Genomic DNA, 26,599 nt, shown 5'->3' with positions numbered 1-26,599 from the left:
ATGAGTGATACTTGGCTAGTAGTCGGGCTCGGGAATCCCGGGCCCGGCTACAGCCGTAATAGGCACAATGTTGGCTTCATGGTGGTTGAGGAACTAGCCTCCCGCATGAGCGCCACTTTCAAGACCCACAAAGCCAAAGCGCTGGTAGCAACTGGCCGACTAGCTGTTGGCGGGCCGAAAATTATCTTGGCCAAACCCTCGGTCTTCATGAACCTCAGTGGCGGCCCGACGGCGTCGCTGGCGAAGTTCTATAACCTCACCGCCGATCATGTGATTGCCATCCATGACGAGATCGACATCCCTTTTGACACAGTCAAGCTCAAACTGGGTGGCGGCGAAGGCGGCCACAACGGCTTGCGCGATATTTCTCGCGCCTTGGGCACCAAAGACTACTACCGTGTCCGCGCCGGAGTCGGCCGCCCGCCAGGGCGGGCGGATGCCGCCAGCCACGTGTTGAGAGATTTTTCCTCCACCGAGGCCAAGACCTTGCCGTTCCTTCTCGATGCCGCCTCCGATGCAACCGAGATGCTCGTCGCTGAGGGTCTTTTGGCCGCGCAGGAGAAATTCCACACCAGCTAGTCCTCAGGCCCGGAGGATCCTCGCGAGTACTCGAGTAACGATACTTGTCTGAGTTCCATTATTTGACCAACGAGGTCACTATCGCTGTTACAATCGCCTTACGCGCGGAAAAGTGTTAGACAAGACACGTTTTCATGGCTCAGCGTGGCGTAAGGGGCTTTTTAGACATGACGACCGTATGGGGCGGTGCCTCACCCAGCACGGAAAAAGGTGGGGAGCATGGTTCCCAGAGGCGCGCCATGGGAGCTGAAGACCGGCGGCGCTGGTCTTCCTTCATTCGCCAAGATGTTGTCGCCGAGACTGCCGCTGAGTTGCTCCGTTCAGACACCCATGGGGTTGCCGTCACTGGTCCTCGGGGCGTAGGAAAAACCACGTTGGCCCGGTCCATTGAAACCTACTTGGCTGGCACTCACCATGTGGTGCGATTGTTTGGTGCGGGACTCGACACCACTGTTCCCTATGGCACTTTGGCACTTTATATGGCGAGGCTGCCCCAATTGGGTCAGGATTTCCCCATGGCCGTCATCCATCGCATAACGGAAAATATTTGCGCTGAGGCTGGCGGAAAGCCTGTCTTGTTGATTCTGGATGACATGCCTAGCGTTGACACTCAGAGCATGGGCGTGCTGATGCATCTCATCTTCAGCGGCACGGCAAAGATATTAGTACTGGCCAGGCAGACCAGCGATATGCCGGAAGATCTTTTGTGGTTGCTCAAGGACGGGCTCCTCTCTGAAACGCAGCTGGAGAATCTGTCATGGGTTGAAGCCCGCAAACTCATCGGGATGGCCCTCGGCGGATCTGTGGCTGCCTCCGCCGTAACCGCTTTGCACACTTGCAGCGGCGGCAATCCGCTCGTGTTGCATGCACTTGTCAGCGAACAAGTGGGGCGGGGGACGCTTCTCAAGCACAACGCCACCTGGGTGATACACGGTGAACTTCGTCTGGATCCCTCCAGTTTCCTCTCCGATCTGGTTCAGTCGCGGTTGGCCGGTGAAAGCAGTCAGGTCAGGAAGGGCATTGAAAAGATGTCACTGATCAGACGTGCACCATTGTCGGTCGTCATGGATGCGTTGGGCCACGACGTTGCGGCGGAGATGGAAGAACGCGGCTACCTCAAAGTCAGCACGGGGGCCCGGCGCTACGCCTCCCTGCGCCAGCCCTACATAGGCGAAACACTCCGAGGCTGGTTGAGTCAGGACGAAAAAGCTGCCTTGTATGCGGAGATGATTTCGGTGGTACCTCCTGATCTGGCCCTGCTGCGCAGCCATGAGTTGCTGGCCATTGCCGCCTGGGCCCACGATGCAGGTATGACCTTGCTGCCCGAGGTAGCGCTAGCGGCGGCCAAGGAAGCTGTCAGACTTGTTGACCCAGGGCTGGCCTTAAAATGTGTGGCAACTATTGACAGCAGCCACCCCTTGGCCCTCCAGGCAGCGCTCATAAAGCGCAGTGCCTACAGTATCCTGGCCGACTACGCCCGCGCAGTCCTCGTACTGGACGAAATAAGAGACACAGCTGAAGCGGGAAACGACATCTGCGAATACGCCAGCTGGGTTGCTGGCCTGACAAGTTCTCTGCTGTGGGTGCCCGACGGACATGAGCGCATACCTGCGATCCTGGCCAAGGCGCGCGAACATGTGGAGGCGGAAAATGTGGAATTTTCCTCGCACGGTCGAGCAGTCAAAATACTGAATTTGGCAACCTTTGAATTTCAGGTCTACCGAGGCCAATTCGTGGAAGCTGCGCCCGGGTTGGAAGAAGGTTTCAAGGATCGTTCCGATCCAGAGTACAGACTCAACTGTGCCAGCCTGTTGGTCCACGTTTGGGCGGTCTTGGGTCGCGAACTGGACGCCATCGAATTGTTTGAAACCATTGAATCGGAGCTTGAAAACAGCGGAATTGTCTTGCGACAGACAGATTTTCACCTTCACGGCCTAGTTTTGGCGTTGACGTGGACGGGGCAATGGCAAAAGTGTCTTGAGGTGCTCAATTCCGTCATGTCCACTATGGCGCAATCCTCGCAATACAGTGGGGGAATAGTTGAGCTCGGTATGGGGTTGGCTTACACCTACGCCGGATGGGGTTCGGAGGCAACTGAGGTGTTGCTGGTGGCGGCAGCGCAGCTGGAAATGCGGGACACCTACAACACTTGCGTGCTGGCATATTCTGCGTTGGCGTTGGCATTTGCACAAGTGGGTAATTCCAGCGAAGCGGCCATGTACCTTGCACTGGCGCAGGCAAGGGAGGTTCCTGGTACATGGATCAATCGCGCGGTGGGGGAGTTCTTTTGCAAGATGGCATCGAATTGGATGGACGATCCTAACGCTTCAGGGCAGATGATGGAATCCGCCCTTGCCGACATTGCCTGCGGCAGGGTTACGACGGCGTCGATGAGTTTGTTTGGTGCCACCGCCTATGGTGCCCGTCCTCAGTTTGAGCTGTTGGAACAGGTGTCCTCTCGACGGCAGGGCCCCATGGCCGAGATTTCGGTTTTGCTGGCACAGGCATGCCAGCAAAAGGATCCGATCGCTGCCCTGGCTGCGGCAAACCTTGCCGAGGGCCTGAACTTGCCAGCCGTCGAATCCAGGTGTTCGGTAGTGGCGCTTGACTTCGCGCGGGAAGCCGGCGATTCCAGGCGGGCCCGGGCGGCTCAAGAAAGGCTGGACAGGCTTGTTTTGAGCATTCCCATGATGCCACTTGTGCCCCAAAGTGAGCGGGTAAGGCTGACACAACGGGAATTGCAGGTAGCCAAGTTGGCTAGTCGCGGCTTAGGGAACCGTGCGATTGCCGAGAAGATGGGGGTTTCAGTGAGAACTGTGGAAGGTCATCTTTACCAGGTTTTTGACAAACTTGGAATCAGTTCCCGAAAAGAATTAATGCAAATCCGGGAAGTCTCATGACGGTTCGCCGGGACCAAATGGCGGAGGTCGGCTCTCACGGGTTTCACCCCTATTTTTGCCGTGGCGCGGAACTAGAGGACATCCTCACCGCTATCGAAGGTGAGGATTGCCGGGCTGTTTTCGTCAGGTATGACACCGGTCTGGGGGCATCGAGTGTCCTTCGCGAGCTGGCGGTGCAGCTCGGGAAGCGGGGACCTGTTTTGTCAGTCCACGGAACACCGTCGCTTTCTGCCGTGCCGTACGGAGCCTTGGCGCCTTTCCTTCATGAACTTTCCCTTGACGACGTATCCGTGCGCATGAACGTTCTCAGGGGTATGCTTTCGGCCCTGGACAGGCAACGTTCACCATTGATCCCGGGGGATCCGGCCACCCCCGTAATCATCATTGATGACGCCCACGCCATCGACCCTTCAACGGCCGACCTCCTGGTGGGCCTGGCACTCTCAGGAACTGTCCGTGTGGTGGCCTCTCACTTGCGCTCCAAAACCATGCCCCATTCACTGCCCAAGCTCTGGTCCAGTGGCATGGCCGAAAGCATCGAACTATATCCGCTCACCCGTGAGCAGGGGCACGAGTTCTGTGTGGCGATGCTCGGCGGCCCGGTTCTCCCTGCAATCAGCTGGTATCTGTGGTCTTCCTCTGGCGGTAATGTCCTGTTGCTTAGATTGCTCATCGAGGAAGCGGTAACGGAGGGCCGGGTGCAGGTGCGCGACGGTTTGTGGGTCTATCGACGCGGGGTCGCCGTGAGCAACGTCAGCAGGTCGCTGGGCGAGGTGGTGAGCCAGCAAATTCGCGGGCTAAGTGCCGCCGCCGAGACAACCCTGCACTTGGTGGCGCTGGCCGAACCCATCGCACTGGAAACCGCCAACGAAATTGGTGGGGCCGACACCGTTCGGGAACTTCGGGACCGCGAACTGGTGAAGGAACAAGCGGCGGAGCCGGGCATGCTTCGTCTGGTCAATCCTATCTATGGGGACGTCATCAGGCACATGGTCACCCCCACACAAAGCAGGGTCCTGTACGAACGCCTGATCGAAAGGCTCGACGCTGACCCCGCCTCGTCTGAATCCTTGCTTCGCCGGGTGACATGGGCGGTGGACAGCGGATTAGACGTGTCCGAGGAACAGCTGTTGCAGGCCGCCATCTTTGCCTGCAAACTCGTGCAACCAGTTGTCGCGCTGCATCTGCTAGAACGTATTCGCAAAGGTCCCAACGCTTTTCGCGCCAGAGTGGTCCGTGCCCGGGCCAAATACACGCTCGCAGAATATCAGGACGCGGCAGAACTGCTCGACGGCGGTTTTGACGAGGCAACGAATCTTGCGGATTTGATGTTCGGTTCACTGTTGGGTGCTATCACCAGATCTGCATTGGGCATGCCGGTCTCAAGCATTGAAAACGACGCCGTGCATTTGCGGGCAGCAGGTGAACGTTTGGTAATGGTGACTCCCGCCGATGCGGACATGATCCGGGAGCATGTCCAGGCGAACTCAAATCTGCTGGAACTGATGGTGCTCTCCCAAACGGGGGACTATCGGCGCATGCCACCGCTGATCGATTCCATTCTGGAAAATGGTGCGGGACTTCAGGACGAGGAGTACAAGCTCAACAAGTCATTTGCCCTTGCCATGGATTCTGAACGGCTTTGCGCACAAGGTTTTCCTGACCAGGGGTTTAAACGGGCTATGGAGGCCTTTGCTATCGAGCACTCGGCGGACCACGACGTGTTTTTTCTCCCTGAGATGATAATTTTTCGCCAGCTGTGTGCCGCGCTGACAAGTGGAGATTTATCGGTTGCCGGACAGCTGTTGGACACCTTCTCCGTGGATACAGGCCCTGTGGTCATGGTCTTTGGTGGGGGGGCCACGGTGGCCAGGGGTATGGGTTTCATTCGGCAGGGACAGCTGGAGAAGGCACTGGAAGTAATGTTGCCGGGCATTGAGTCCTTGAGCATGAATGATCCCCAGCAACTACTCGGTTTTTGCACGGCCATGGTGGTCTATGCCTCAGCACGGGTGGGCGAAACTAAACGGGCCGCCGATTTGTTGGACGGCTATTTGGAGCGGCCGGGTCTGTTCCTTGTGACTGCGCACGAGCGAGCATTCCTTGCCGCTGGTCGCGAGTACCTGCTGCACGACGGCGGAGGCTTGGCGGCGCTGAACGACCTAGCAACTGCAGCCCGCAATGAAGAGTCCGCACTCCTGGAACTCAACGCGCTATCGTTGGCAGTTGAATTGGGCGATACCTCGGCCCTAGTCAGGCTGACTGAATTGGCTGCCGTCGTTGAGGGACCCTGGGCGGCTGCGCTGCTCCGTTTTGGACAGGAGCAACTTTCACCGACGCCCACTAAGGGATTGAAGGCAGCCAGGCGTTCTGTCAAGGAACGAACCGCGGATCTTTCCAGTATGGAATGGTATTCAAACACTGCTTTTGACGCCGACGGGTTCCACTTGCAACCGGGCGATGCCCGATCGGCCAGGCGGGTACCAGAGGCGGGCTTGTCGGGGGAACCCAACGGTTCAACGTTCATGCAGCCGGCGGCTGCGCTAGCGAAGGTGAAACTCACCCGCCGGGAGCGAGAGATCACCACACTTGCAATATCGGGACACACTGATCGTGAGATTGCCCAGGAACTGCATTTGTCTGTGCGGACAGTCGAGGGTCATTTGTACCGTTGCTACTCAAAACTCGGCATTTCCGGACGCGACGACCTTCCCGCGAGATTGCCCAGCCAACAGTAGCGAGCAGAAGATACACACAGCGAAGAACTATCCCCGGAACAACTACTTGAGTACGGCGTGGAAATTGGCTGCCGCACACGCTGCATTCAGGTTTCCTCCCTACGCCGAAGCACGGTGAAGCGGGATGCCCGTGGAGCCCGGAATCGCTGGGACGCCGCGCAAAATTTGGGCGGCCAGTCTCTGCAATTCCGCTTGAAAAAAGCCAATTCTCCGAATACTCCGTGGTGGGCCAGCAAAAAACGGCACCGAAAATCGAGTACTCGGTTTTGACTAAGTACTGGTGAAGTCCCTTAATCGGGTAGCAGACACCCGTGCCCCATGAGAGCCGAACCACTTGACTTGAACTATTCCAGACGGTCTCTCATGGAAAGGTCTCGTTATGTTCGGTCCAATTCGTCAGGCAACTCGCGGCACCGAATGCCGTCTCACCCATGCCGTGGGAATTTGCTCAGAAGCTGAACAAACGGCCCGAGATGTCACGACTACAGCGCCCCCACTGCCCCGCGACTATCGTTGGGCTCCTCATTCGGAGCCGGCGGCGGATAAGCCTTCTGAGACCAAGGCTTTCCCCCAGCCGTCGTCGGCTCCCCTCCAGCACCGCTGTGGTCATTTTGGGAATTACTGATGATGTCGCAACGAGTTGCCATGCCGTGTCCAGGGAAGCTTCTCGCAGGGCCATGGACGTTACAGGGATATTCGATGCCGCGCCCGGCCAGGGGCAAGAATCCATTGATTTCCAAAATGAAGAAGTTGACGCCGACGAGACTTTCGTCATCCTGCGCAGGAGCCTCCACGCTGTCTCTGAGTCAAACCGTCCTTGATAGGGGGGACCTCGCATGAGCCTGAAGATTGGGTATGCAGCAGGCGCGTTCGATCTCTTTCACGTTGGACACCTTAACCTTTTGCGCCAAGCTCGTTCGCAGTGCGACTACCTCATCGCGGGGGTGGTTTCCGACGAGCTATTGATCGAGCACAAAGGGCGTCCGCCCGTTATACCGCTGACAGAACGGCTGGAGATAGTCTCCAACATTAGCTTCGTCGATCGCGCAGTTGCCGAAGTTCTCCCCAACCGTATCCAGACTTGGCGCCAAACGCCCTTCAATGTCTTCTTCAAAGGCGACGACTGGAAAGGCACGCCGCAAGGAATTGCCCTTGAACGAGACTTTGCCGCGGTGGGGGTCGACGTTGTCTACTTCCCGTATACCGTTCACACTTCGAGCACAGTGCTCAGAATGACGCTGGAAATTATCGAGCACGATCACGCAGAACACGTCCGTAGCAAACGATTCTCGAGATAACGCATGAGGAAAGCATAGAAAGTCCCTCAAAAGCAGGTAGTTGGTCTCAGCACAACAAGAAAGCAACCGGGGAGTTAAGATGGTTCGATCCGCAGGTGTAGCGCAGTCCATGCGCATTGCACTGGTTGGCACACGAGGCGTTCCGGCACGCTATGGGGGATTTGAAACTTGTGTGGAGGAAGTCGGCCAGCGCCTGGCATCACGGGGACACGACGTCGTCGTTTATTGCAGGGGTGGGAAGCCTGGCGGATCTGCAGACAAAGAATACTTGGGCATGAAATTGGTGCACTTGCCAGCTCCGAAGAAACGCTCACTCGAAACATTGGTGCACACCGGACTTTCCGTTGGGCACATCATAGGTCATCGTGTCGACGCAGCAATCGTGTTCAACGCAGCCAATGCTCCTTGGCTCCCCGCCCTTAGAGCGGCCCGCATTCCTGTGGCGACACACGTGGATGGTTTGGAATGGCGTCGGGCAAAGTGGGGTCCGGCCGGGAAAATGTACTATCGCTTGGCCGAAGCCGTATCGGTAAAACTCTCGGATGCACTGATTGCCGACGCGCGGGGGATCCAAGATTACTACTCTGCCCAGCACGCGGCTGAGAGCCAGTTGATATCCTATGGTGCACCAATCTTGGGCAAATTGGAGCCGGACAAGATTTCCTCGATAGGTTTGGCACCGGGCCAATTCCACCTTGTTGTGGCGAGGTTTGAACCAGAAAACCACGTCGACACTATCGTTCAAGGGTATGTGGCAAGCGATGCCAAGTATCCTCTCGTAGTTGTCGGTTCCGCCCCATATTCGGCCGACTACACCCGAAAAGTCTCCGAAGCGGCAGACTCACGAGTTCGATTCCTTGGCGGAGTTTGGGACCAGGAATTGCTTAATCAGCTATATGCACACGCCTTGGTGTATTGGCATGGACACTCTGTTGGAGGAACAAATCCGTCGCTGCTGCGCGCCATTGGCGCCGGAGCCGCCACCAATGCCTTTGACATCAATTTCAATAGGGAAGTCCTCGGTGACTCGGGTGAGTATTTCTCTACGCCGGAGCAGATTCCAGCTTTGGTCCATGAAGCAGAAGGCGATGCTTGCAAGATCGCAAGAAGAAGCCAGGCATCCGTGGAGCGGGCTCGTGAATACAGCTGGGATGACGTCGCCGACAGATATGAATCCCTTTGTCGTCGACTTGCCAGCCGTGAGTTGCGCAGGTCTTCTAGGGTGCGAGTCAGCAAGAAGGCCGAGGGCACCGACTATGCCAGCGCCCTACCCAAAGTTGGTGCGTAATAGTGATTCATTCAGGTGTTGTGGCAACAGGCAGTCATTGGGTCCAGATGCGCAAGGTACAAGTTCGCTCCCACCTCGATGACCTGTCGGCTCTGGTGGAGGTGGCACAATGAGTCACGGACGGGCCTTGCGTGTTTTGGAGTCCTTTGGGGAACCACGCTCCACAACAAATCCCTACATTGTGCAGCTGGCCCGTGCCCTGGATAGCGAACCAAATTGTGAACTGATGCTGTTCTCGTTCAAGCGTGCACTATTTGGGTCCTACGATGTTTTCCATGTGCATTGGCCGGAGGTGATTTACACCGGCAACGGATACCTGAAAGGAATTGCCCGTGAAGTGCTTACGGCTTTGGTCCTGACGCGAATTCAATTGGGCAAGAAGCCGTTGGTCCGAACTCGGCACAATCTCGCGCCTCATTCCGGCTCGGGCCGGCGCCAAATGCTCCTTGAGGCGTGGTTTGACCGGCTGACTACTGTGAACATTCGCCTCAACGACGTTACGGTGACATCTTCGCCGGCACCAACTGCCACGATTTCCCACGGAGACTATCAGACGTGGTTTGCTCCTTTTTCTGGCGGACAACAAGTCGCCGGGAGGATCGCATACTTCGGCCTTATTCGCCAGTACAAAGGCGTCGATCGCCTGCTTTCCTCGTTCCTTCAGGTGAGCGATCCTGCCATGACGCTGACCATCTCAGGCAGCCCGGCATCTAATGCACTTCGCGAGGAACTGATCCTCCTTGCGGGTGAGAATCCACGCATTGATTTGGACTTGAATTTCCTTACGGATGCCGAATTGGTTGAGGTTGTCACCGAGGCTGAGCTGATCGTTTTGCCCTACCTTTTCATGCATAATTCCGGTGCGGCGCTAACCGCCCTTTCGTTGAACCGACCAGTACTTGTCCCTGACACAGAAGTAAACCGCAGGCTTTCGGATGAAGTTGGGCCAGGGTGGGTCTATCGTTACGACGGCCAACTGGACGCAGGTGCCATTGAGTTCGCTATCAGGGCGCACCGCACAAATCCTCCGCTGCAGGGGCCAGAACTTTCGGCTAGATCCTGGGATAAAGCAGGTACTCAGCACGTGCAGGTCTTTGAAGGCGCCGTACAGAGCAAGAAACAAGAAATTGCTCCCACGGGCGGCTTTCACTATGCAGAGTCCGCATCGGGATAGGCAACGCAGATGAATGATTTTTCCAGACGTGGTCTGAAGATGTTCGCCCTGATAGTAGTCAACTATGGCTCTTCCCGCCTGCTGGCGAAGAACCTTGCAGGTCTGGAACTCTCCGAGTTGGGTGGCCGAATCGTGATCGTGGACAACTTCACAACAGAGAAGGAACGCGGGGAAGTGCAAAGACTCGCCTCCGCCGAAAATTGGATGGTCGTTGCGCTAGACAGCAATAGGGGATTTGGTGCTGCGGTCAACGAAGGTTCGCACGTGGCCTTTGAAGCTGGGGTTGAGGCAATTGCCGTTCTTAACCCTGATGCTCACATTGATTCATCCAATTTGCTGCACCTGGTGTCAGCAGTTCTTGACGATACAGATCTAATGGCTGCACCTGTCATAAGAACAAGCGAAGGCCGAATCTGGTTTGACGGCATGGAGCTCTATGGCAATTCGGGACGTGTGGCAAGCGAGCGTCGTCCCGTGCCGCCGTCAGGTCCACATGAACCCTGGATTTCCGGAGCATGCTTTGCCATATCCCGCTCACTCTGGGAGCAAGTGGGAGGGTTTGACGAGGATTACTTCCTGTACTGGGAGGATGTGGATCTTTCACGCCGTGTCGTTGAGAGTGGCGGGCACCTGGCCGTACTTAAGAATGTAGGTGCAGTGCATGATGCTGGCGGCACACAAACTCGGATTGGTGGGGTAGGCACAAAATCTGAAACCTACTACTTCTACAACATCCGCAACCGGCTAATATACGCGGCCAAGCATTTGGATGGAAGCCAGCTTCGGCGTTGGATCTATGCGACGCCCCGAGTGTCCTATGAAATTCTGCTCGGGGGTGGCCGCCGGCAGTTACTGTACTCGGTGGTCCCCCTGCGGGCGTATGTACGAGGAATTGTGGATGGGCACAGGATGCTCCTGGATATCCGAAAACGGAGCCGTTTACTAGCTCATCCCCTAATCCCCAGATGATGAACGCGATGGCAAATACTCTGCGCAACTCTCGGGAGAATTCACACATTCACAGATCGGGAAAGAACATGTTTCAGTTGAGAAAACGAAGCCTTGCAGCAACTTCTGTCGTGATTTTTGCTGTCTTCTCTTCCGTGGCCATGACGGGATGCTCGGAATCTACTGCAACTTCTGCCGTTTCTACAGCCTCGCCAAGCGTTCAGTCTTCAGCCCAGGCTGGCGAAACACCGTCGATTTCCCCCCCGCGTATGCTGCCCATCCCAGCGCCGTCGGGCGGGTCCATTACCCAAGTGGTTCCCGATGGAACGGCGGGCCCCGTCACGAAAGTTGGCATGGACAAGTCAGCGGACCTTCCAGGCCAGGTCTCCATTAGTATTTCAAAAATTGATTCCCTCACGACGACGGCGACAACACCGGGGGAAATTGCCGGCCCTGCGGTTGCCATGTTTGTCTCCATCCACAATGGTTCGGCCAATCCGATCAATGTCGACTCAGTTGTTGTGACACTTACTGACCCGACATCGGGTCTTGGACAGCCGACGACTTCAGCACCATACCAGCCGTTTGCAGGTGACCTCGCAGCAGGAGCATCAGCGCAGGGTGCCTATGTTTTCCTCATGCCAACGACCGACAGGCATGACCTAACGATGTCCGTGGAATACGCAGCTGGCCAAGCCAGCGCGCAATTCGTCGGCGACGTTTCTTGACGCACCAAGACTATTGAGGTGGAACTACTATGAAACCAGCTATTCGCGCATTGCGGCGCTCATTGGTATTTTCGGCTGCACTTCTCGGTGCATTCAGTCTCGTCGTGGCAGGTTTCACGGCACCCGCTTGGGCGGACCCGGCCTTGCTACCTGGTCCGGCGCCCATTGAACAACGCAGCCCGACAACTGTAACGAGTGACCAACTGCCCACCGTGCAGATTGATGCTGGAGTCGTGTGGGCGCAGGAGATCGTCGGAAACATTGTGTATGCCGGCGGCGCGTTTAGCAATGCACGACCAGCGGGAGCGGCGCCCGGGACCAATTTGATGCCCCGAAGCAACATACTTGCCTATGACATCAGAACCGGTGTTGCTACATCTTTTGCGCCCGTGATCAATGGCACGGTGAAGTCCATCAAGGCCTCGCCCGACGGGAAACGACTCTACGTAGGTGGCTCGTTCAATTCAGTCGACGGCCAAACGCGATGGAATCTTGCAGCATTTGACGTCGCAAGCGGAACTCTGTTGCCGACGACGGCATTCAAGGCTGCAGTGGGCGGGTCGTATGTTAACGCGATAGCCGTTACGGACTTCGCGGTTTACGTTGGCGGGCTGATTGGAGCAGGCAATGGAGTGGTACGAAAAGGGCTGGCAGCGTTTAACACTAGCGGCGCCCTGTTAGCGTGGGCGCCCACTTCGGATCTGCAGGTCGACGCCATGACACTCACACCTCAAAAAGATAAGTTGATTGTTGCCGGGCGGTTCTCCATGATCAACGGGGTGGTCCAACGTGGCATGGCCGCCCTTGACCTCTCGAGCGGCAGCCTGCTTCCTTGGCAAGCCCCAAATATCATCAAGAATGGTTGGGGGACAGGATCTGGTGCCGGAAAAGCCGGGATTTGGGGTCTGGCAATTGATCAAAATGCCGTCTACGGAACCGGCTGGGTTTACGCCGACACCAGTGTGGGAAACCTCGAAGGATCATTCGCTGTCGACCCTGAGACTGGAAATATCCGATGGATCGCCGACTGTCATGGTGACCACTACGGGATCTACTCCGATGGGACTACTGTCTATACAACCAGCCACGAGCATGCTTGTGAGTCCGCGGGTGGGATGGTTCAGAATCAACCCGTAAATATGCGCAATGCCTCGGCTACGACGGCTGCACCGAAAGGTACGCTTAGTCGCAGCCCTTGGGTTAGCAGCATCTACACCGACTGGAGCGGGTACCCGGCACCAGCCGTTGTCGACTGGTATCCGGACTGGATTACTGGCACCGCTACAGGAATGGGCCAAGCAGGTTTCTCGATCGTGGGAACCGGTAATTTCATCTCCGTTGGCGGGGAGTTTGTTGGTGTCAACAACCAACGACAGCAAGGGCTGGTCAGGTTCTCCTCGGCGCCTCCCGGTGGACCCAAACAAGGACCCCGGCTGTCTGGAACAGCATGGACGCCGTCTGCCAGGTCTGTCGCTGCTGGCTCTGCCCGCGTGACCATTCCGGCAAACTGGGACCGCGACGATCTGTACCTTAAATACAGTCTGATGCGTGTCGGCAACACCCAGCCAGTAGCAACCACGACTGTGCAATCGACGTATTGGAACCTACCATCAGTGGCTTTGACTGATACTGGCCAGTCACCGGGTTCCACGCAGTCCTATTATGTGATTGCAACTGACCCTGATGGCAACACAGCAACAAGTGCCCAGATCTCCGTGCAGATTGGAAATGCCTCGGCCTCGCCCTATGCGTTGGGTGTGCTGAATGACAACCCGACACTCTACTGGCCACTCGGTGGCCCGGCATCCACCGCCGCAGCGGATTGGGCCGGAAGCAATGACGGCACAGTTGGTTCTGGCGTCGGCACAACGCCAGCGGGCGGAGGAGCAATCACCGGGGACGCCTCGCCCGCATCTACGTTCAACGGAACAGCAAATGGTGTTATTGGCACCACGGCGCAGGTACCTACAAGCCCAACATTTTCGACCGAATTGTGGTTCAAGACAACCACCACAAGCGGTGGCAAACTCTTGGGCTATGGTTCAAGCAGTAGTGGTGCATCATCGTCCTACGATCGGCACGTCTACATGCTTAACAATGGCATGCTTACCTTTGGTACCTACCCGGGGACAACAAAGACTGTAACGAGCGGGACCGCCTACAACAACGGCGCATGGCATTATCTTGTGGCCACCCAGGGTCCGGCCGGAATGGTTCTTTATGTTGACGGACAAGTAGTCGGTTCAGATCCGCAAACGACGACGGCGCAGGACTACGGCGGATTCTGGCGCGTTGGCGGCGACAATCTAAATGGTTGGCCGAATCAGCCGACGAGTAATTACTTCAATGGAACCCTCGGCAACTTCGCTGTCTACAACACCGTGCTGACCTCAGCGCAAGTTGCCGCACACTACGCGCTGGGCACGGGACAGGGTGTGCCAACCGCGTCGTTCACAGCCACGCCAAGCGGCTTGAGCGTTGCCTTTGACGCGACGGCCTCTTCTGTACCAAGTGGACAAACTATCGCGTCCTACAAATGGGACTTTGGCGACGGTTCGCCCACGGGAACGGGCGTCACCCCGAACCATACGTACAGCACAGCCGGGAACTACACCGTGGTCCTCACTGTCACAAGTAGCTCCGGCGTGGCGGCGACCGCATCGCGAATAGTGACTGCCGTGGTGCCAAATCAGGCTCCAGTTGCTTCATTTGTTGCGGGTGTGGCTGGGTTGACGGTATCAGTGGACGGTTCTGGTTCTACGGATGCTGATGGTTCGGTTGCATCGTATGCGTGGCAGTTTGGTGATGGTTCTACAGGGACGGGCAAGACTGCTAGTCATGTGTATGCGGCTGCTGGTAGCTATACGGTGACGTTGGTGGTTACTGACGATCAGGGGCTTGCCTCGGCCGCTGTGACAAAGTCCGTGACCGTGACGGCGCCGCCGGTGAATCAGGCTCCAGTTGCTTCATTTGTTGCGGGTGTGGCTGGGTTGACGGTATCAGTGGACGGTTCTGGTTCTACGGATGCCGATGGTTCGGTGGCCTCGTATGCGTGGCAGTTTGGTGACGGTTCTACAGGGACGGGCAAGACTGCTAGTCATGTGTATACGGCTGCTGGTAGCTATACGGTAACGTTGGTGGTTACTGATAATCAGGGGCTTGCCTCGGCCGCTGTGACAAAGTCCGTGACCGTGACGGCGCCGCCGTCGGATGTCCTCGCCCAGGATGCTTTTGGTAGGACCGTGAGTAATGGGTGGGGTACTGCGGATGTTGGGGGCCCGTGGGCCCTTGACGGTACTGCATCCAAGTTCCAGGTCACCGGAGGAGTGGGCCAAATGGTCCTGCCTGCCGGATCGACAAGGATCGCAACTCTTGGGTCGATTTCCTCCACTGATACGGATTCTCGAGTCACGATGATGTTGGATTCCGTCCCAACCGGTGGTGGAAACTATGCCAGCGTCATTGGCCGGCAGGTAGGATCTTCGACGTATTCGCTCAAATCCTGGGTCAAGTCCAATGGAGACGTTGCGTTGGCGCTTCTTTCTGGCTCGACGACCTTGAAACTGACCACTATCTCCGGGCTTAACTACTCGGCTAACATGGTGCTGAATATGCGTCTGCAGGTCACAGGTACCTCGCCAACAACGGTGCAGGGGAAGATCTGGCAGGTTGGACAGAGCGAGCCTGCGAGTTGGCAGGCGTCAATTACTGACAGTACGTCAGGTCTTCAGCAAGCAGGCAGTGTTGGACTGGGGGCCTATCTCGCGGGGACAGCGACAACGGCTGTTACGACGAGTTTCGACAACTACGCTGTGACGACAACTGTTGCTTCACCGGCTGTTCAGGCCCCGGCTGCTCAGGTTCCTGCGGCTCCGGCGCCTGCTGTTCAGGCTCCGGCAGCTCAGGTTCCTGCGGCCCAGGCCCCGGCTGCTCAGGCTCCGGCAGCTCAGGTTCCTGCGGCCCAGGCCCCGGCTGCTCAGGCTCCGGCGACAGCCACCGTTCCCAAGCCTGATCATGTGGTGGTTGTTGTAATGGAAAACCATTCTCAGGTTGACGTCATGGGTAATTCGGATGCCCCATTCATCAATTCGTTGGCGACTTCCGGAGCATCGATGACGCAATCCTTCGCCATCACGCAATCGAGCCAACCGAACTATTTGGCACTCTTCTCGGGATCGACGCAAGGGCTAACCGACGACACGTGCCCGCATAGCTACTCAACTACGAACGTTGCCAGTCAGATGGCAGGAAAGGGACTGAGTTTCACCGGCTATGCCGAGGACCTGCCAAGCACGGGGTACGAGGGGTGTCAAAGCGGAAACTATTCAAGAAATCACAGTCCATGGGTCAATTGGCCGTCAATACCTGCAACGGCCAGCCAGCCGATGACAGCATTTCCAACCGACTACTCAAAGTTGCCGGCACTCTCATATGTGATCCCCAACCTCCAACATGACATGAGCAGCGGGACCGTTGCTGAAGGCGATGCCTGGCTGAAGGAAAATTTGGGTGGGTACGCTGCCTGGGCCCAGCAAAACAACAGCGTGTTGATAGTGACATGGGGCGCGAATGAGACAAGCGATCACGGCCAGATTCCAACAATAATTACCGGGCAGAAAGTGATCCCCGGGGCATATCCAGAAACCATCAACCACTACAACGTGCTTCGCACGCTCCAGGATGCATTTGGCCTGCCGTCCAATGACAGCAGCGCCAGCGCACTCCCCATCACCGACATTTGGTCAAAATGACCTGCGTTCCCGCGGTGATACTCATGGTCCACCCGACGGCGGAACTCTATGGATCGGATCGGGTTTTTTTGGAAAGTGTCTCGGCGCTTGTGCTGGCCGGACAGTCGGTTGTGGTCTCCCTGCCGGTGAGCGGCCCGCTGGAACGTGAGCTCCTCTCCCGTGGGGCTCGGGTCGAATTTTGCCCGAGTCCGGTATTGCGCAAAAGTATCTTGAAGCCTCGCGGATTTAGTCAAGCTGTCGGTGAAACTTTGAAGGGGATCCGGCAAGGATCCCGGCTCATCCGGAGGGAACGTCCCGACGCCATCTATGTCAATACCTTGACAATTCCCCTATGGAATTTACTATCCGGCCTTTACCGAGTGCCGCTTATCGTTCACGTCCACGAAGGTGAAGCTTCAGCCCGCCCCATAGTCCGGATGGCCCTTGCCCTTCCGCTGTTCCTGGCAAAGACCACTATTGCCAACAGCCGTTTCAGCGCAGGTGTCATCGAGGGTTCCTTTAGACGGCTTGGCAAGCGCATTCAAGTGGTTTACAACGCCGTGCCCGGGCCCCTAAATCTCAGTCCCGTGCGTGCTGAATTGGGCAATCCGGTCCGACTGACATACATCGGTCGACTCTCGCCGCGGAAGGGGGTGGACGTTGCCATAGATTCGCTCGCCCTTTTACTAAGCCGAGGGCTTGTAGCCCAACTTGACATTGTGGGTGCCGTTTTCCCGGGATATGAATGGTACGAACAACAATTGAACGATCAGATCAAGGAAAAGAATCTCTGCGGAAAGGTGCATTTTCATGGATTCCAGCCATCTGTTTGGAATTTCGTTGCCAACAGCGACATAGTTGTTGTTCCGTCGCGCGCCGACGAGCCATTTGGCAATACTGCCGTGGAAGCGATCCTGGGTGGCCGACCAGTAATTGCCAGCGAAACGACCGGGTTGATTGAGGCCACGGCTGGCTACGGCTCCGCCAGTAGGGTGAGGCCAAATGACTCGGATGCACTTGCAACAGCTGTTCAAACGGTAGTTGCGGGTTGGTCAGACGTCGCTGGCCGACTCGTCACAGATTTACTTCTCGCCCGCCAACGGCACAGTCTGGATCAATATCATAAGAATATTGCCTCAATTGTTGAGGAGAACATTGCTTAGACAGCCCAGTCAGTGATTGTCATTTCGGTACTTAGAGATTGAACTTGATATGCGTGTGTTTGGGCAGAGAAAGAGCTAGTCTCAGAGGTGATCCGAACTCCCAGCGTCTGACAGCATTGTTTTAGGCGGAGACTGACGATGAATTCTGAAGCGAGTGTGCGATGAGTAGAGCTGTGGCGAACGCATGCGGGTCCATTCGAGACCGTTACCGTGAGACTGTGGCACAGCTGGGAGGTGCTCAAAAAATGCGTGCCCGGGGGGCACCAGCCTATTCAATCTATGTCAATCGGCCGTTTGGGCGTCGTCTAGCCGCGGGTGCTTACTTGCTCGGTCTTACGCCCAATGTCGTGAGCCTAATTAGTGCTGTCTTTACCTTCGGGGCCATCATCCTTCTAGCCACTGTTCCTCCGGCGACATGGCTCGGCCTTGTAATCGCCATGCTCCTGGTGGTGGGCTATGCCTTTGACTCAGCTGATGGACAAGTTGCCCGATTATCTGGTGGCGGTTCGGCGGCAGGGGAGTGGCTGGACCATGTGCTGGATTGTGTCAAGAGTTCGACTTTGCACATTGCCGTCCTCATTTCTGTTTTTCTTCATTTCGAACTTAGTTCGCAGCTGTGGCTCCTTGTGCCCATAGGATTTTCCGTTGTCTCAGCTGTGTCCTTCTTTGCAAGTATCCTCAACGATCAGCTGAAGGCCAGATACGTCACGGTGGAGGTGCCGGGGAATCCGAAAAGTAGCACTCCTCTGCGGGCGCTATTGGGAATCCCTACTGACTACGGAATACTGTGTTTGTCGTTCCTGATTCTTGGCTGGCCAAAGCTATTCTTCGCAGTCTACGTAGTTCTATTTGTGGCGAATTTCGGCTATTTGGCCATCGCTTCAGTTAAGTGGTTTGGCGATATGAAGATGCTCAAGTGATGGATGTGATTACAGGAAAGGAACCCACGTTGCTCCCCAAGGATTCCGGTTCTGTGCAGGTGCTTATCTTGTGGGCCGATGACTCGTCTCCAAACTTGGGGGTCAGGGCCTTGGGGCGAGGAACTGAAGCGTTGGTGCGCCGGGCATGGCCGGATGCCACCATCACTTTCCAAAATTATGGGCACCGCTCTCCGCACATGCCGGTCGGGCGTCTCCGTTCATTGGTGCGTGAACAGGCAACTGGAAGCCTCGGAATGCAAAAGTGGCTTTCGGGCTTTGACGTAGTAGTTGACACACGATCAGGGGATAGCTTCGCTGATATTTATGGCCTTCAACGGCACGCTATTATGACTGCGGTTGCTGCATGCGCGCTCCGTGCTCGTGTCCCGTTGATACTCGGTCCGCAGACTATAGGACCCTTCAACACTTTGCGGGGTCGACTTTTGGCCAGGTGCTCGCTATGGGGCGTGAAGATCCTGATGGCACGAGATACGGAGAGTGCTGCGGAGGCCGCTCGGCTGGGACGCGCGGTTGATGTGCTTACCACGGACGTAGTTTTTGCTCTTGACATTCCGCAAGTTGGCAAGACCCGGGACGTGATTCTCAACATCTCCGGCTTGCTTTGGAATGAGAACCCGCACGTCGATTTTCGATCCTATCGAAACTCAATTGCAAGGCTTCACGATCTCATGCTCGCTCGAGGAAGGCGAATCACCGTGATGGCGCATGTCCTTGACTCCGGGAATTCTGATAACGATGTCCCTGCAATTCACGAATTCATCGAGTCTTCCCGAAGTAGTGCGGAGATTGTGATTCCCACGGGTCTCGACGACGTCCGTGAGGTGGTTGCATCAGGCAACGTTGTGATTGGGTCCAGAATGCACGCTTGCTTGAACGCACTCTCAGTGGGTACCCCAGCGATACCTTTAGCATATTCACGCAAATTTGAACCACTTTTTCGGGGACTGGGATGGGAACATACGGTGGATCTTCGCGACGAAACAATTGATCCCGTAGCGGCTGTTCTTAAACATCTTGAGGTAACGGATTTGGAGAAGGACGTTTCTGCGTTGGTACACCGCGCTCACGAGTCATTGGCTCTGGCCGAAAAAGCCTTGAAGGCGCTGACGTGATAGGGGAATCCGACCTGGATGCAGCCATTAACGTGGTGGTTGGTTCAGGAAATTGTTCCGGTTGCGGCGCCTGCGCCCTCCTAGATCCAGGGATCAGTATGGAACTTGACGCACGGGGGTTCATGAGACCGGTTCGGAAGGGGTTCCAAGCCAGCACTGGGGGCACTGGGGTTCCGGCGGGGGCCCTTGAATCGTTTGATCTAGCTTGCCCAGGTGTACGCGTCAGGGCTCAACATCCTGCAGGATCCCGTCGCCATGAACAGCTTGGGCCGATAGTTCAAGCCTGGGAGGCATGGGCAACAGACCCTGTCATTCGTCAAATGGGCAGCAGCGGTGGAACACTCACTGCCCTTTCAATGTGGCTGCTCCAGACAGGGCAGGCGTCGCAAGTTATTGGTGCTCAGGCGGACCCTGAAAATGCCCGCAGATCAATCACAGTGCAAATCATTAGTAAGGAACAGGCATTGGCCGCCTCTGGTTCCCGGTACGCGCCAGCATCCAACGCAGCGGACCCCGAGGCGCTTGAGCTTGATACGGCTTTTGTGGGGAAGCCGTGCGAGGCCTCGGCCATCAGGGCGCTCAGCGAGCGGAAGTATGGGCCGAACAACGGCCCAGTGCTACTTTCATTTTTTTGCGCGGGTACACCTAGTCAACACGCAACTGATCGATTGGTGTCGGAACTCGTGCCGGGCGAGGATGCCGAGATCGTCGATTTGCGATATCGGGGGAATGGGTGGCCTGGTGACTTTTCCATTACTTGTAGCGATGGTACTACGAAGGCGATGAGCTACGACGATTCCTGGGGCAGCTATCTTGGACCGACGACCCAGTGGCGTTGCAAGATATGTCCGGACGGCGTAGGAGAAAGTGCCGACATAACTGCCGGTGATTTTTGGAGGGCCGATGAAAACGGCTATCCCCTGTTCTCAGATCAAGCTGGAATTAGCGCTCTATTGGCGCGAACGGAAAGGGGCCGTGATCTTGTGTTGGCTGCGGCGGCTGCGGGCGTCCTGACGCTGGCCGAGATGGATGTGCAAGCCCTTGTGAAGGTGCAGCCACTACAACGCAGACGGCGCGAGACCCTCTTTGCACGGCTTGCAGGAACGGTTGCGGCGGGGGGCAAAGTTCCCAAATTTGCTGGCTTTTGCCTACTTCGTTTGGCTTTGCCACGGCCTCGAGAGTCCCTACGGGCGGCCAAAGCAACATACCAGCGGCGCAAGAAGTTGGAATCCTAAGGGGCGCGCTTGGGTGGACAAATCACGCCCTCTCACGTCGCAACTTAGATGCAGCTGAAACCAAGTCGCCTACGTCCCGACGAACGGAAGGGACCACCAACGCAACCACGTAAACGATCACAACCATGGCCAATGCAGCGATGGACTGCACCCATGATCCGTAGTGGCTGGTCCATAGGGTAGCAAGGAACGCGCCACCGGCTCCCAAACCGGCGAGAGCCGACATCCGCAAGAATCCGACGACGAACACGCGAATTGGCACGTTTTCTACCGAACGTGCAATCCAGATCAGTGAGAGTGGCCATTTAAGAAGCGTGGAGATCAGATACCCGGCGGCAACACCGTTTACTCCCCAGAAAGCACCAACCACCAGAAAAACGACCTTAACGGCAACGCCAACTAGATTGAAATTGAACAGGGCCTTAGTTATTCCTTTGGACACATAGATCCAGTATCCGAAGTATGCCAGTGTCTGGAAGATAGCAGCTGCTGAGAGCATGCTCAGAATAGGGGCGGAGTCGATCCATTCATGCCCGAGCAATATGTCAGTGATAGGGACTGCGGCGCCAGTGGCCACAGCGAGGGCAGCTACGAGTGTGTAACCTAAGGCAAGCTGACCTACCCGGGCGAACTCCCAATATCGGTAACCGGCATCTTGGAGTCGTGAGAGGACGGGTATGGCCACATTTGAAATTGGTGCTCTCAGCTGATTGGCAATGTTCATGACCAATTGATATGGCCTGTTGTAAGTCCCGAGTGGAGCTGCACCGAACACCACACCGATGGTGACAGTGTCGGCATTGTTTCCAACATAGGTTATGACCTGGGTGGCCACCATGTTCCATCCGAAGCGAAGGAAACTGCGAATTTCGGCGCCCCTCCGCGGCAGCCCAGGTAGCCAGCGGCAGTAAGCGACTGAAGCGATGAGAACCACAAGTGACTGGACCATTAGTTGAAAAACAAGGGCCCAGACTGCGAAGCCAGCAAAAGCCAGCCCGATCGCCGTCGCAAGTCCAGCTAGCGTTGAAACGAAATCGATGACTACCAGAGCCGTAAATCGCAGTGATCGGGTAAGGCTTGCCCGAAACTGGGTAGCGACCCCGTTGAGGAAGAAAACCACTGAGAGAGCCTGTATCAAGGGTACAAGTTCTGGGTGCCGGAAAAACCCTGCGATTACCCAAGCCCCGCCGAATACGAGTAAGGCGAGCACGACACCAATCGCGGAATTGATCCAGAAAAGCAGATCCCTTTGCTCTTTTGAAAGAGTCTTTGCTTGGACTGCTGCTTGCGAGAGCCCAAAATCCCGGAAGACTTCGGCGATGCCGGCCACGGCAGCTACCATGGCGAACAGCCCATAGTCGCTTGGGCTCAAGAGCCGAGCCAAGATGACGACCGAAAGCGTTTGGACTAGAACCCGTCCAAGCTGTCCGACAATGGTCACGGTAGCTCCGCGGACGGCACGTCGGCCAAGTCCGTCGCTACCCTTGGTCTGTTCAATTCTGGATGTCATCTTCTTAACCCAGTTGACGCCGGGCGAAGGGCTGAATGGGGTTCGGGGCTATGGTGAGCCCGTCAAGGGTGACGAGCACGGACTCAGGGCCTGTCATCGAGGTTTCAAGACGGAGTTGCTTGCCGGCTAGGTGCTGCGAGAGTTCAGGGAAACTCGAGTAGTGCGGTCCCAGCAGGTGGCAGGACGAAGCCAACATGTACAAGTCCACGACCGAGGCTGTGAGTGCCTGTTTGCTGTTGTATGGCCCTTTGTAGGCTGTGCCCTGGCAATTCGCAAACGTCTGTTCAATTTCAAGAAACGCTGCAGGTGTATCTGCCGATACGTAGAATCCAACATCTGGCCATTGATCACGTATTTCACCCATACGTTTCATATACCACTGTAGAGGCGAGTGATGAAGGGTTTCCTTGTGGGCATTCGTGTTTGTCCTGATCATGACGCCGATAAATGCCCGCTCTGCCGTTCCTTTTTCTGCGGCACTTATAACATTCGCCCGTACAGCAGCGGAAGGTGAGAGTGCCTGCAGTTCGGACTCCCATGATGGGCACCCGGGAGGTAGCACCAAAGCGTGTGGCGTGCGTACCTGCCACAAGTGCGCGGCTCTGGCCTCGTCGTCAAGCCAGTGAAGTTTGTGATCCCTATAGGGGAACCGCGTAGCCGCGAGTCGTGAAACAGCCGTACTGATGACAGGTGCATCGAAGTCCCACAATTGGTCAAATCGGGCACCGAAGTTCTTGCCGGTTGGCCAGGTGTAGGCGAATGCACGGCCTTCGGTTCGTGCCAACACTTTTGCACCAAGTAACGATCGGACACGGTTGCCCAAGCCATAGTATTTGTCCGCGACAGCAAGGACTGCAGGCGTCTTCAGTATTGTTGCTAGTCCTTCGAGTGAATCTATCATTCGAATTCTTTTCCCCGGGTGCCACGTGTGCCGGCGGTTGCCATCGAATCTGCAGTCACTCGGGATTTCCCCTTCGAATGCGAGGGTTTGCCCGTAAAATCGCGGTAGTAGACGTCGTGCAATTTCGACGGCTTTATGCGGTTAAGAATGATTCCGGCGACATGTGCACCGGCGGTTCCTAGTGCCTCGGAGGCTTGCTCCAATTGTGCTTGACGGAGTTTTGTCGAGTCGACAACCAAGACAATTGAGTCCACGAGCGGCGCAATCACCGTAACATCGGCAACGGCCAGCACGGGGGCCGTGTCGATGATCACAATGTCATATTCTAGTTTTGCTTTCTCGATTAGATTTTGCATGGGCGTTGATCCCAACAACTCTGCTGGGTTGGGTGGGGTGGCACCAGCGGTGAGAATATCAAGTGTTGTGGTGCCGAATCGTTGTTTGGCATTCTCGAAAGAAACGTCACCAACTAATACAGTCGTTAATCCAATGGTGCCTTCGAAACCGATGGAATCTGCGATCCGTGGACGGCGAAGATCCGCGTCTATGAGCAGAACTCGTTCTTTGCTCTCAGCCATGACCAATGCCAGATTCAGAGATGAAAGAGTTTTGCCCTCGGAAGGGATTGCAGAAGTGATGGCCATGGCTCTCATTTCATGGCTAGCGGCTGCAAATCTGAGTCCCGACCGGATCTGGCGAAAGCGTTCGGCGGCCGGGCCGTTAGGCAAACGCAAAACCACCGGTCTAATGTCGTTGCTCGCCCGGTTTCGCTCCACGGTCCCAAGCAGGGGGTAATCTGTCATAGATTTAAGGGCCGCCACCGATCGGACCTTGGTGTCAAAAGCAACCGTGAGAGTGATGGCCAGGATTGAGGCGGCGATGCCAAAGAACCCCCCTAGAATCGCATTCTTTTTCTTGTCGGGTGAGGACTGGAACGTTGCTGGAACGGCCGGTTCAATAATGTTAGCGACTACTCCTGACTGGTTGGCTTTATCAATCGGTGAGAGTGTTGAAACGGCCAACGTTAGGTTCTTGGCAACGCTGTTCGCAATTTTTGCGGAAAGATTGGGATCCGTTGTGCCGACATTTATGTCCATAATCACTGTATTTTGTGGCGTTGTTATAGTAATGCTGCGGCGTAGATCAATCGTGTTCGTGTTCGTGTTCGTTTCCGGGCCCAAGTCCTTGACGACTTGATCAAGAACTACGGACGAGGCGGCTAATTGGGCAAACGACAACATTTGATTTTGCGTGTAGGTGGATCCCTGGTTGATGTCTGTTGCCGTGCCGCCGGTGCGGAGAGAAAAGAACAATGAAGTACTCGAAGTATAAATCGGTGTAACCATGTACGACAGGGCAAAAGCGCCGACCGATCCAATCGCGGCGGCTAATATCACCACGTACCAGCGTTTGGTCAGTGTCGAGGTGATGCGCGCAGACCGCGTTGTGCCTACAATCTTCATCGCAGCCATCGGGGTTCCTCTCGGTATTGGATTGCGGAAGTTCTTCCGCCTCTGACGGTCATCTTTGTGGACAAAGAAGATTCGGGGACCCGGTTATATGAGGCGACTGCCAGGCCCGCCAGAAACCACACCAATGTTGCATATTGGGTGATCATCGCGACGGTAGCAAAGGCAGGAATCACTCCGATCACAGCGACTGAGGCTGGTGTGGCCCGATCGCGGAGCACAGAGACAACGCAGCATAGAATTGCTGCCAGTAACAAGAGTAGAGGCAGCAATCCGAACCGCAGCGCTGTGAGAACGATTTCGCTGTCGATGGATTGAAACTCCCCGAAGTAGGTCTTGCCATTGGACTCTACGTCCCAGCTCTTCGCAATGCCGAGCAGTGAGGCCGTGTCGATCAGGGAGAAAATGTTAGTCCTATACGCTGCGCTGCCCGATGCTTCACTTCCAGCGGAGGCGAAGACTTTCATGATCAGCGGCAGGCCAAGAACGGCCGCCAGCCCAAAGAGTGCGGCTACTTTCCATCGAAGCGATGCCAGCATCTCACGCCGAAGGGCAAATAGGGCCACGACAAGGGTCAGGGCCAGTCCAATCAGCCCGATGCGGCTGAAGGTGAGACCAACGGCCACCGCCACGATGAGTAAAGATGAAAGCCGCAACCAATGCGGCCAGGGTACAACAAGGATGAATACCGAACACATGGCCAGACTTGCCCCCAAAGCAATGGAATGGCCGAAGGCTCCTTCAACTCGTAGGAATCCGCCTCTATATTGAAGTGCATGCCAGGTGGTGTAGAGGCTGTTGTTCATTTTGATGAGTACAAAGAAATTTGTGCCAGTTAAGAATTCGGCAATGGCCAGACACGACGCTACGACCGCACCTGTGGCCAGGCACTTGTAGATCCATTGGAGTCCGAGTCGAGAGGAGATGAGACGTCCGCCGACGTAGGGGATCATCCAGCCAATAAGTGCGACAAGAAGGTGGCCCCACTGGATCCAACCGAGTAGCCAACCGACAATGAGTAGCAACGAAAAAGAAAAAAGAAGCCCGTCAATGATCGACAGTCGGAAGGAGCGGATTGACGAGGTCGCGATGACTAGAATTGTCATGACTGTGATGGCTGAGTAGAAGGCACCAATCTGAGCTCCGACCCATATGGGGACGAAAAATAGCGTTATGGCCCAGGTAACCATGAGGGCTTTCGGTGACCATCGGAAGAGAAAGAACGCGTTGGCGAAGACAGCAAGTCCAATTCCAATGAGGAGTGGTATGCGCAAAAGATTTTCCGTCATGGCACGGTCCCAGAAATTGCTGTCGCAACGGGCTTCCGGCTTGTCATGACACGGTTACCACGCTTTGAGACGGCGAAAACACTCGTGTCCGTAGTAATAATTTGCGACGCGAACATCTGCAGATCACCGCTGATTGCTTTCGAGGCGGGCCGCTCGGGGGCGGTCCTTGCACAGAGCGCAGGAATGTCGGCACGCGAGGGTTTCCCCATATGCCTCCTTGCTGCGGAACAGATCGAAAAGTATGACGGTGGCACAAACCATGTCAATAGTTTTCGTTCCCGGGCGTTGCAGTCCTTGGACCTTGAGGCGTTTGATCTACTACTTACCACGACAACGGATATGCGCAGCAATTTGGTCAAACAGCATCCCGGATTCCGTTCGAAGACATTCACAGTGCTAGAAGCACTCGACCTCATCAGACTGCCACCGAATAGTACGGAGCTACTTGAATTACGGGTCAACGGTCCAGCTGCTGTGATGTTTGCTCGGAGGGGTACTGTAGCGTCAAGTCCTGCGCAGCAGCCGTCCCGCAAAGGGAACCGCAACGATGCACTAGACATTTCTGACGGGCACAGCGGCCGCCGCAATCGTCATCA

The 26,599-nt window shown here is 56.0% G+C and carries 17 protein-coding genes; 13 read left to right on the top strand and 4 right to left on the bottom strand.

Annotation, left to right across the window (positions count from 1 at the left end; translation table 11 throughout):
• The 13 genes from pth (at position 1) to CXQ94_RS13865 (ending at position 20,834) form a co-directional block, all read left to right on the top strand.
• Positions 1 to 579, top strand: a complete 579-nt coding sequence (gene pth / locus CXQ94_RS13925; RefSeq protein WP_104091179.1) for an aminoacyl-tRNA hydrolase — start codon at positions 1 to 3, stop codon at positions 577 to 579.
• A 167-nt stretch (positions 580 to 746) separates the two neighbouring features.
• Entirely contained in the window at positions 747 to 3,479 is a 2,733-nt protein-coding gene (locus CXQ94_RS13920; protein ID WP_181034225.1) for a helix-turn-helix transcriptional regulator, read from the top strand.
• On the top strand, positions 3,476 to 6,217 hold the full coding sequence (locus CXQ94_RS13915; RefSeq protein WP_104091177.1) for a LuxR family transcriptional regulator: 2,742 nt from the start codon (positions 3,476 to 3,478) through the stop codon (positions 6,215 to 6,217). The genes CXQ94_RS13920 and CXQ94_RS13915 overlap by 4 nt, the downstream gene beginning before the upstream one ends.
• An 836-nt stretch (positions 6,218 to 7,053) precedes the next feature.
• Complete coding sequence (locus CXQ94_RS13910; RefSeq protein ID WP_104091176.1) at positions 7,054 to 7,515, top strand: adenylyltransferase/cytidyltransferase family protein; 462 nt, start codon at positions 7,054 to 7,056, stop codon at positions 7,513 to 7,515.
• Positions 7,516 to 7,624: 109 nt separating this feature from the next.
• Entirely contained in the window at positions 7,625 to 8,803 is a 1,179-nt protein-coding gene (locus tag CXQ94_RS13905) for a DUF1972 domain-containing protein (protein WP_104091175.1), read from the top strand.
• A gap of 226 nt (positions 8,804 to 9,029) precedes the next feature.
• Entirely contained in the window at positions 9,030 to 9,977 is a 948-nt protein-coding gene (locus CXQ94_RS13900; RefSeq protein ID WP_181034224.1) for a glycosyl transferase, read from the top strand.
• Positions 9,978 to 9,986: 9 nt separating this feature from the next.
• On the top strand, positions 9,987 to 10,946 hold the full coding sequence (locus CXQ94_RS13895) for a glycosyltransferase family 2 protein (protein WP_104091173.1): 960 nt from the start codon (positions 9,987 to 9,989) through the stop codon (positions 10,944 to 10,946).
• Positions 10,943 to 11,653: a hypothetical protein gene (locus CXQ94_RS22235; protein WP_146070319.1), complete on the top strand. Its 711-nt coding sequence runs from the start codon at positions 10,943 to 10,945 to the stop codon at positions 11,651 to 11,653. The genes CXQ94_RS13895 and CXQ94_RS22235 overlap by 4 nt, the downstream gene beginning before the upstream one ends.
• 29 nt (positions 11,654 to 11,682) lie before the next feature.
• Positions 11,683 to 16,404, top strand: coding sequence for a PKD domain-containing protein (locus CXQ94_RS13885; protein WP_104091171.1), 4,722 nt, complete (start codon positions 11,683 to 11,685; stop codon positions 16,402 to 16,404).
• A gap of 23 nt (positions 16,405 to 16,427) precedes the next feature.
• A complete protein-coding gene (locus CXQ94_RS13880; protein ID WP_258067083.1) occupies positions 16,428 to 17,546 on the top strand; it encodes a glycosyltransferase in 1,119 nt (372 codons plus the stop codon).
• Between the two features lie 218 nt (positions 17,547 to 17,764).
• Positions 17,765 to 18,466, top strand: coding sequence for a CDP-alcohol phosphatidyltransferase family protein (locus tag CXQ94_RS13875; RefSeq protein ID WP_306418905.1), 702 nt, complete (start codon positions 17,765 to 17,767; stop codon positions 18,464 to 18,466).
• A complete protein-coding gene (locus CXQ94_RS13870; protein ID WP_104091168.1) occupies positions 18,466 to 19,599 on the top strand; it encodes a polysaccharide pyruvyl transferase family protein in 1,134 nt (377 codons plus the stop codon). Before CXQ94_RS13875 ends, CXQ94_RS13870 begins: the two co-directional genes overlap by 1 nt.
• A gap of 98 nt (positions 19,600 to 19,697) precedes the next feature.
• A complete protein-coding gene (locus CXQ94_RS13865; protein ID WP_104091167.1) occupies positions 19,698 to 20,834 on the top strand; it encodes a Coenzyme F420 hydrogenase/dehydrogenase, beta subunit C-terminal domain in 1,137 nt (378 codons plus the stop codon).
• 22 nt (positions 20,835 to 20,856) lie between these two features.
• Here CXQ94_RS13865 and CXQ94_RS13860 read toward each other — a convergent pair whose 3' ends face one another.
• Genes CXQ94_RS13860 through CXQ94_RS13845 form a run of 4 tightly spaced genes read right to left on the bottom strand, consistent with a single transcriptional unit; the run spans position 20,857 to position 25,820 of the window.
• The gene (locus tag CXQ94_RS13860; protein WP_104091166.1) at positions 20,857 to 22,344 is read right to left on the bottom strand and encodes a lipopolysaccharide biosynthesis protein; all 1,488 of its coding nucleotides are present in this window, start codon (positions 22,342 to 22,344) and stop codon (positions 20,857 to 20,859) included.
• A gap of 4 nt (positions 22,345 to 22,348) precedes the next feature.
• Positions 22,349 to 23,245, bottom strand: coding sequence for a hypothetical protein (locus CXQ94_RS22230; RefSeq protein ID WP_146070317.1), 897 nt, complete (start codon positions 23,243 to 23,245; stop codon positions 22,349 to 22,351).
• The gene (locus tag CXQ94_RS13850) at positions 23,242 to 24,717 is read right to left on the bottom strand and encodes a polysaccharide biosynthesis tyrosine autokinase (RefSeq protein WP_104091164.1); all 1,476 of its coding nucleotides are present in this window, start codon (positions 24,715 to 24,717) and stop codon (positions 23,242 to 23,244) included. Before CXQ94_RS13850 ends, CXQ94_RS22230 begins: the two co-directional genes overlap by 4 nt.
• On the bottom strand, positions 24,705 to 25,820 hold the full coding sequence (locus CXQ94_RS13845) for a hypothetical protein (RefSeq protein WP_181034223.1): 1,116 nt from the start codon (positions 25,818 to 25,820) through the stop codon (positions 24,705 to 24,707). Before CXQ94_RS13845 ends, CXQ94_RS13850 begins: the two co-directional genes overlap by 13 nt.
• Positions 25,821 to 26,599: the final 779 nt, after the last annotated feature.

It is taken from the genome of Arthrobacter sp. GMC3, from assembly GCF_002929305.1.
GTDB lineage: Bacteria > Actinomycetota > Actinomycetes > Actinomycetales > Micrococcaceae > Specibacter.
The sequence above is the reverse complement of the archived record's forward strand: the minus strand, read 5'-3'. Positions and strand labels throughout refer to the sequence as shown.

What these genes read in the sequence shown, in the direction of transcription:
- pth (WP_104091179.1), top strand. Translation starts at nt 1, where the DNA reads ATGAGTGATACTTGGCTAGTAGTCGGGCTCGGGAATCCCGGGCCCGGC.
- CXQ94_RS13920 (WP_181034225.1), top strand. Translation starts at nt 747, where the DNA reads ATGACGACCGTATGGGGCGGTGCCTCACCCAGCACGGAAAAAGGTGGG.
- CXQ94_RS13915 (WP_104091177.1), top strand. Translation starts at nt 3,476, where the DNA reads ATGACGGTTCGCCGGGACCAAATGGCGGAGGTCGGCTCTCACGGGTTT.
- CXQ94_RS13910 (WP_104091176.1), top strand. Translation starts at nt 7,054, where the DNA reads ATGAGCCTGAAGATTGGGTATGCAGCAGGCGCGTTCGATCTCTTTCAC.
- CXQ94_RS13905 (WP_104091175.1), top strand. Translation starts at nt 7,625, where the DNA reads ATGCGCATTGCACTGGTTGGCACACGAGGCGTTCCGGCACGCTATGGG.
- CXQ94_RS13900 (WP_181034224.1), top strand. Translation starts at nt 9,030, where the DNA reads ATGCTGTTCTCGTTCAAGCGTGCACTATTTGGGTCCTACGATGTTTTC.
- CXQ94_RS13895 (WP_104091173.1), top strand. Translation starts at nt 9,987, where the DNA reads ATGAATGATTTTTCCAGACGTGGTCTGAAGATGTTCGCCCTGATAGTA.
- CXQ94_RS22235 (WP_146070319.1), top strand. Translation starts at nt 10,943, where the DNA reads ATGATGAACGCGATGGCAAATACTCTGCGCAACTCTCGGGAGAATTCA.
- CXQ94_RS13885 (WP_104091171.1), top strand. Translation starts at nt 11,683, where the DNA reads ATGAAACCAGCTATTCGCGCATTGCGGCGCTCATTGGTATTTTCGGCT.
- CXQ94_RS13880 (WP_258067083.1), top strand. Translation starts at nt 16,428, where the DNA reads ATGGTCCACCCGACGGCGGAACTCTATGGATCGGATCGGGTTTTTTTG.
- CXQ94_RS13870 (WP_104091168.1), top strand. Translation starts at nt 18,466, where the DNA reads ATGGATGTGATTACAGGAAAGGAACCCACGTTGCTCCCCAAGGATTCC.
- CXQ94_RS13865 (WP_104091167.1), top strand. Translation starts at nt 19,698, where the DNA reads ATGGAACTTGACGCACGGGGGTTCATGAGACCGGTTCGGAAGGGGTTC.
- CXQ94_RS13860 (WP_104091166.1), bottom strand. Translation starts at nt 22,344, where the DNA reads ATGACATCCAGAATTGAACAGACCAAGGGTAGCGACGGACTTGGCCGA.
- CXQ94_RS22230 (WP_146070317.1), bottom strand. Translation starts at nt 23,245, where the DNA reads ATGATAGATTCACTCGAAGGACTAGCAACAATACTGAAGACGCCTGCA.
- CXQ94_RS13850 (WP_104091164.1), bottom strand. Translation starts at nt 24,717, where the DNA reads ATGGCTGCGATGAAGATTGTAGGCACAACGCGGTCTGCGCGCATCACC.
- CXQ94_RS13845 (WP_181034223.1), bottom strand. Translation starts at nt 25,820, where the DNA reads ATGACAATTCTAGTCATCGCGACCTCGTCAATCCGCTCCTTCCGACTG.